The organism is Calditrichota bacterium, from assembly GCA_014359355.1.
GTDB lineage: Bacteria > Zhuqueibacterota > Zhuqueibacteria > JANLFK01 > Oleimicrobiaceae > Oleimicrobium.
Genome location: JACIZP010000317.1, coordinates 1 through 6,625 on the forward strand (window position 1 = coordinate 1; position 6,625 = coordinate 6,625).

The 6,625-nt window shown below is 62.6% G+C and carries 7 protein-coding genes; 6 read left to right on the plus strand and 1 reads right to left on the minus strand.

Annotated elements, in window-relative coordinates; translation table 11 throughout:
• Positions 1-175, minus strand: a 175-nt coding sequence (locus H5U38_13610; protein MBC7188056.1) for a hypothetical protein, incomplete at its 3' end; no start/stop codon positions are given.
• 116 nt (positions 176-291) lie between these two features.
• Between H5U38_13610 and H5U38_13615 the strand changes: the two genes are divergently transcribed.
• The 6 genes from H5U38_13615 to H5U38_13640 form a co-directional block, all read left to right on the plus strand.
• On the plus strand, positions 292-1,125 hold the full coding sequence (locus H5U38_13615; GenBank protein ID MBC7188057.1) for a hypothetical protein: 834 nt from the start codon (positions 292-294) through the stop codon (positions 1,123-1,125).
• A gap of 8 nt (positions 1,126-1,133) precedes the next feature.
• Complete coding sequence (locus tag H5U38_13620) at positions 1,134-3,182, plus strand: helix-hairpin-helix domain-containing protein (protein ID MBC7188058.1); 2,049 nt, start codon at positions 1,134-1,136, stop codon at positions 3,180-3,182.
• An 86-nt stretch (positions 3,183-3,268) separates the two neighbouring features.
• Complete coding sequence (locus tag H5U38_13625; protein ID MBC7188059.1) at positions 3,269-3,838, plus strand: hypothetical protein; 570 nt, start codon at positions 3,269-3,271, stop codon at positions 3,836-3,838.
• A 432-nt stretch (positions 3,839-4,270) separates the two neighbouring features.
• The gene (locus H5U38_13630) at positions 4,271-5,362 is read left to right on the plus strand and encodes a diguanylate cyclase (protein MBC7188060.1); all 1,092 of its coding nucleotides are present in this window, start codon (positions 4,271-4,273) and stop codon (positions 5,360-5,362) included.
• A 114-nt stretch (positions 5,363-5,476) separates the two neighbouring features.
• On the plus strand, positions 5,477-6,010 hold the full coding sequence (locus tag H5U38_13635) for an N-acetylmuramoyl-L-alanine amidase (GenBank protein MBC7188061.1): 534 nt from the start codon (positions 5,477-5,479) through the stop codon (positions 6,008-6,010).
• Positions 6,011-6,121: 111 nt separating this feature from the next.
• Positions 6,122-6,625: outer membrane beta-barrel protein (locus H5U38_13640; GenBank protein ID MBC7188062.1), on the plus strand; the 504-nt coding region annotated here is incomplete at its 3' end.

The window sequence follows — 6,625 nt, forward strand, 5'->3', positions numbered from 1 at the left end:
AGTTCTCCACGCGTTCGTGGAAATCACGCATCCACTCCTGCTTTTCCAAAGGGAGGGTGTGCAGGATGGTCTTCACGTGCGGCACGATCTTTTGAGCAGAGACCGGCAGCACCCCCAAGGTCCCGGTAGCAAGGAGGACTGCCAAGGGCACAACAAGCTTATGCACCGCCTTCATGCTCGTTCTCCTCATCTGCTCTGCCAGAATAGCCGTTTGAAGAGCTGCAACCGGCTGTCGGCTGCTGGCGAGAAAAGGTACCAGATTTTCAGGACAATGTCAAGCGGTTAGTTGCCATGCACTACACGCGAAGATTTGCTGAACGCTGCGGGATGCTGCTGGTGCTCTTGCTGGCCGCTGAACGCGCGTTCCCTGCCTTCGAGCGCCTGACAGTTGGCGCACGTCCCGTCGGCATGGCGGGGGCGTATGTGGGCCTGGCCCAAGGACCAGAGGCTCTGCTCATCAACCCGGCCGGTATCGCCACCGCTTCAGGCATTACCGGATCGGCATTCTATGGCCGCCCCTTCGGCCTCAAGGAGTTGGACGCCAGCGGGGTGAGCCTCTTTTACCCGCTGCGCTACGGCGGCATTGGCGGCGCCGTGCGCTTGTTCGGGCGCTCCCCCTATCAGGAACAAGTCTTTTCGCTCGGCGCCGGGATGGTGGTCTTGCCCCATCTGTACGTCGGGGCCACTGCCCACCTCTACCATTTGCGCATTGCCTCCTACGGCTCGGCCTCCACGGCGGGGGCAGACCTGGGCGTTCTGATGAACGTCACCTACAACGTCCGCTGGGGGGTGGTGGTTTCCAATTTGAACCGTCCGCGCATTGGCGACTGCCGGGAGCAACTGCCACAGGTCCTCGCCACCGGGGTAAGCGTCACTCCTGCGCCACCTTTGGTGGTGACCGTAGACGTGCACAAGGATGTGCGGTATCCTGCAGAGGTGCGCATCGGCGCGGCCTACCGCCCTGTGGCTCCGCTCGCCCTCCGCTGCGGCCTGCAAACGAATCCCGGGCGCTTTGCGGCCGGCGTTGGCCTCTGGGCAGGCATCGTGCGCATGGACTATGCAGTGTCCCACCACTACGACCTCGGCCTGACCCACTCTGTCTCGTTAACCGTAGGGATCGAGTGAGGGGTGCTATGGCACGGCGCTGTGCCTGGCTGCGTGCGAACCTGCGTTCTAAGGATGGAATGCCCCGTTGCCTGGTGCCTGTGCTCCTCGCGCTGGGAACGTTCTTGCTGCTCCTACCTACAAGCCAGGTACACGCGCAGGTGGAGCCGGAGCAGGTGCTGGAACAGGAAGAGGAGGGGTCCGACAGTTCCGAATTGGCGGAAATACTGGCGGACCTGCGGGCACGTCCTCTCGATATCAATCGTGCCACGGTGGCAGAGTTGCAGCAGCTCCCGTGGATTTCACCGCTCTTGGCCGCCAAAATCGTCGCCTTCCGCCGCTTGCGAGGAAGAATCCAGAACATCGAGGAGCTGTTGGAGGTACCGGAAATCGACGACGCTCTCCTGGAAACCATTGCCGAGTACTTGCTGGTGGTGCCGCCGGCCCCTGCCCTTTGGTGGGGAGAAGCGCGCTTGCGCGCCTCCGGCCGCTTGGAACGGTCCCGGGGCTTTAGGACAGGCGCCTATCCAGGGTCCCCGCTCAAGAGCTATGCTCGCCTCAAATGGGGCGTCGGAAATCACGTCACGGGCGGGGCGCTGGTGGAGAAGGACGCCGGCGAACAACGTCTCGACGACTATGGCAACTACTTCGTTTCTGCCTCCTTGCCAAGTCTCTCGACCCAGGTAGTACTGGGACATTATCAGATGGAGGCAGGACAGGGCCTGGTGCTATGGAGCCCCTACGGCCATGGCAAAGGGAGCGAACCGGCAGTGGCCGCGGTGCGCAAGGCTCGCGGGCTGCGTCCGTACAGTTCTGCTACGGAATACGGCGGTCTGCGCGGTGTGGCAGTGGAGACTATGCTGGGTCCATTTGCGGTGACCGCTCTTGCCTCCGACCTCCCACTGGACGCCACCCTCGACGAAGACGGGATGGTCACCTCCTTTTACGAGAGTGGCTATCACCGCACTGCCACCGAGCAAGCCAAGCGCCGCGTGGTCCGCGAACGGCTGGCCGGAGGTCGCCTGGCTTACGGCGACAATCCACTGTTCAAAGCAGGCATTACCTGGTATGCCTCGGAATTTGACCGCGCCGTCGACCCGCCGGATTCTCTCCGCAGACGCTTCGTATTTCGGGGAAAACACAACAGCGTAGCGGGGATGGACCTCGGCATCTCTTTCGCCTCCGCCCGCTTCTTCGCTGAGGGGGCGCGGTCGGCAAGTGGCGGCGTTGCTGCGGTGGCGGGCATCTTGGTGGAGATTCCCCGCGCCAAGGTCGTTGCACACTATCGGCACTACGACAAAGATTTCTACAATCGCCACGCCTTGCCCTTTGCCAGCTCAACGGGCGTCGCCAATAACGAGCAAGGCTTCTACCTCGGCGCGCAGTGGCGGGTGCGACCAGGGACCCGCGTGGCCTTTTACTACGACACTTCCAAGCGCCCGTGGCGCACGTACTCCTTCCCCATGCCCACAGGTGCGGAGGACGGTCTGGCGCAAGTGGAACAACGGCTCGTCCGCGGCGTGGTGGCCCTGCTTCGGTTGCGCTACGCACGCAACAACGACCTGGTCACCTGGATCGCCCCGCCGTCCCGGGATGTGTCTGTCGTGGCGCAAAGGAGCAGACTCGCCGCCCGGGCGCAGCTGCAGTACGATCCCGTCAAGAGCATCTCGCTGCGGGGACGAGTGGAGAGAAGCCACGTGGTCCTGCGACCGGTGGGCTCCCCTTTCTTGCCTGAGCGCAAGTCCCACGGCCTGCTCCTTTCCCAGGAGCTCGTCGCTCGCTTTGCCCAGCGACTGCAGTGCCAGTTCCGCGTCGTCCTGTTCGACACAGACGATTATGAGTCTCGCATCTATGCCTATGAAAGCGACCTGCCCGGGGTGCTCACCAACCGTCTGTTTGCCGGCAGGGGTTCGTCCTGGTACCTCCTCGTGCGGGCAAGGGTTGGCCGGGCCGTCTTTTTGGGGGCAAAATTCACGAGCACCTACTACGATGACCGTGAGACAGTGGGCTCCGGCCTCGATGAGACGGAGGGTCCACTCTCTCGAACCCTGTCGGTGCAGATAGACGTCGGGCATTGAGCTCACGCGCCCAGGGCCAAAATAGACGTTGACTTGTTCGCAAGCTATGTGTACATTTAAGCAAGAGCATAGAGGAAAACAAGCGTATGTTGACGAAAGTGTTACTTGCCTATTTGCGCTTTCTGGCCCGCAGGGGTGTAGGCGAGGAGCCCATTCAGTTCTGGGATGAGTTGCGCCAAGCTAAGACGGCGATAGTCACCCTTCGCTGCTCGCCTGAGGAGCTCAAGGCTCTTCGCCGCGTAGTGAGCCGGCTTTCCCAACTTTTTGCGCCGGAAAATCTCTGCTTTGTCGTCCGGCAGGGGGAGTCGCTTCCGCCTGGGTTCATTCAGGGTCGGCTCATCGAGGTGGGCCCTGAGATGCTGCGCTTCGGGCGCTTTCCCACAGCCCACCTCCGCCAGCAGATCCGGGCCCAGCATGCTGATGCGTTCATCGACCTGCACCCTGACTTTGACTTGCTCAGCGCCGCCTTGGCCGTGGCAAGCGGTGCGCGCATCCGGGTCTGCTTCGCTCACCAGCTGCGCGATCCGTTCTACAACCTGGAGGTGCGCACCGGCGCAAACGTCTCACCTGCCAGGCGGTACGATCGATTACTTGCGGTTCTGGAGGCTGCTCGGGCCAAAAAGGACCCTGAGGCGGTGCCAAGCGCGAAGACGTGAGCAGCCAGCAGTTCTGGCCGCAAGATGACGCGGGGTCGGATTGAGCCGGGGCTCTCACGGGGAGAATGGGGGCGCCAACCTTTGGCTGGACTATCGAACAAGGGGGCGGCGACGGAAACGAAAGGTTTGGCCGCGCGGAGAAGACCTTGAGCCAAAGGCGAGGGGCAAGAGCTTGAGCCATACGGCGTGGATGCACTTGCTCGGAGCGACTTGCTACCAGCGAGGTGTAAGGTTTTCTCCCTGAGCTGGCAAAATCAGTTCCTGCCCCGGCGGGCGAATGAGGCAACTGTAGCCCAGACGGCTAACCCTCCCGGCAATCGGGCGACAGGTGCGGGTCCATGAGGCGAAGTAGGCTCCGCCAAGCAGAGGCATACACCGTCGCGGGATCGTGGCAGCGGGTACAGCGCACAGATTTCAGCCAGAAGAACGGCAATGACCGAGTCCACCGGCCACTCAGCCTCGCAGATTGACCTCCTCGCTGCGCGCATGGCCGAGCTCGAACAAGAGCTGGCCCATCTGCGCCATCGCCTCTGGAGGCTTGAGGTGGCCCACGCGGTGGCCACCTCACTGAGCGATGATTTGGAGTTGGCGCCGACCGTGGACGCCTTCTGCACCCGTCTGGCCACGCTCCTCCCTGAGGTGGCGCTGGCAGTCGGTCTCTGCACAGCAGATGGCTCTGTGCATTTCCCCAAGGCCGACGGTCCTCTGGCCTGCCTGGCAACTGACGACAATCCCAGGAGCGCCGCACCACTCGCCAAGCTCTTGTGTCAGGACAAGCCCATTCTTTTGCAGGGAAAGGAGGCAGGGCTCTTAGCCCCGAGCCTGGCGTCGGAAGCCTGTGCGCTTTTCCTGGCCCCGCTGCGGTCAACGGGGGCCTCCAGCCTCGGGGTGCTGCTCGCCGCCCGCCCTGCTGCCCTTGGTTTCTCGCAGGAGGAACAAGAGATTCTCCGCGCGGCCGCTACCGCGTTTGCCTCCGTGCTGCACAAGGTGACCCTGTTCCAGCAGACCAAGGCGCTGGCCATCACTGACCCGCTCACCAAGCTCTACAATCGTCGCCACCTGCAAGAGCGCCTGGACCAGGAGGTGGCGCGGGCCCAGCGCTACTCGCACCCACTCAGCGTGCTCCTCCTCGACATCGACAATTTCAAGCTCTACAACGACCTGAATGGTCATCTGCAAGGCGACGCTGCACTGCGCGAGCTCGCCGCCCTATTGCGGCGCCATACCCGCCAGGCAGACCTGGTAGCGCGCTTCGGCGGCGAAGAGTTCGTGGTTCTGCTTCCCGAAATTGACGGCGCAAGCGCCAGGGCCGTGGCAGAAAAGCTCCGACAGACGGTGGAACAGACCCCCTTTAAGGGTGAGGAGGTGCTGCCCGGCGGCAATCTGACCATCTCCGTCGGCCTGGCCACTTTGCCCAACGACGCAGGCGAATCCATTGAGCTCCTGGATCTGGCCGATCGCGGCCTCTACTTGGCTAAGCGGTGGGGACGCAATCGTGTCTGCCACTTCCTTGACGGGGAATGAAGTTCACCTGCATTGAGTTATGCGGGCGCCAGTTGAGATTGATGCCACCCGGGTCGCGCGACAGGCAGCGGTCCGGGCAAGCGGCATGATTCTCACCTTAGCTGCGAGGACACCATGCGAGTATGTATCGATGCAGGACACGGAGGCCGCGATTCCGGTGCGGTGGGAACCACGCCTTTCCTGCTTGAGGAGAAGGCGGTCAATCTGGCCATAGCGCTCCTTCTTGAACAGGAGTTGCGCGCCAAAGGACACGAAGTGGTGATGACGCGCCGCCGGGACTGGTACGTCAGCCTGGAGGCGCGTGCCGACTTTGCCAACCGCCTCGGCGCCGACTTTTTCGTCAGCATCCACGCAAATGCATCCTACGATCCGGCAACCCAGGGGATGGAAATCTTCCATTTCCCGGGAGGCACCATCAGCAACCGCTATGCGCGGAGCATCCTCACCAGCATGTTGCGCCAATTTCCGGACCACCTGAATAGAGGCGTCAAAGAGGCAAACTTTGCGGTCCTGCGCCTCACGGACATGCCGGCAGTGCTGGTGGAGTGCGAGTTCCTGACGAACCCGCAGCAACTCCGGTTTCTGGCTTCGCCTGACAAACAGGCCGCCCTGGCTCGCGCCATAGCCACGGGAATTGACACAGCCTAGGGTGCGCGCGCCACGAGGGGGCGCGACAAAATCCTTGACTTTTAGTAAAGACTTTGGTACATTTTTTTGGCAATAAGCCGCGCAAAGCATGTCACTTAGCAAGGGGGTGCCATGCGCACCACAGCCAAGCTCTCCGTCGCCGTGGCCCTGCTGACCATTGCCAGCTTGCCCGCAGTTGCGCAAGAGGGTGGGTGGGGTAGTGTCAGCTTCGGGCTGCAGGCTGGCTTCAGCAAGCTGGAAGGGGACCTGGAACATCCCCGCTTGTGTCCCACCATCGGCGGCCAGGTTGAGTATGCTCCCGTGCCGTACTTCGGCCTGCGCGCAGCGGCCTCCTATGCCATCCTGAACAGCCGCGACTACGCCGAGCGCGCCGCACTCCAGTGGGACAAGACCATAGCCCTGCCGGTGGAAGGCGAGATGGTGTTCCGGCTTTTCCCCTTGAAATCGGTGACTCCGTACGCGAGCATCGGTGCGGGGGCACTTTACTGGCGCTCCACCCAGGCGGGCACGGGTACCATCAGGAAAGGCTGGGACGCGTTTGGGAAGGTTGGAGGCGGCGCACAGTTCCACCTCTCCAAGACGTTGGCCTTATCGATCGGCGCCGATGTGCGGGTG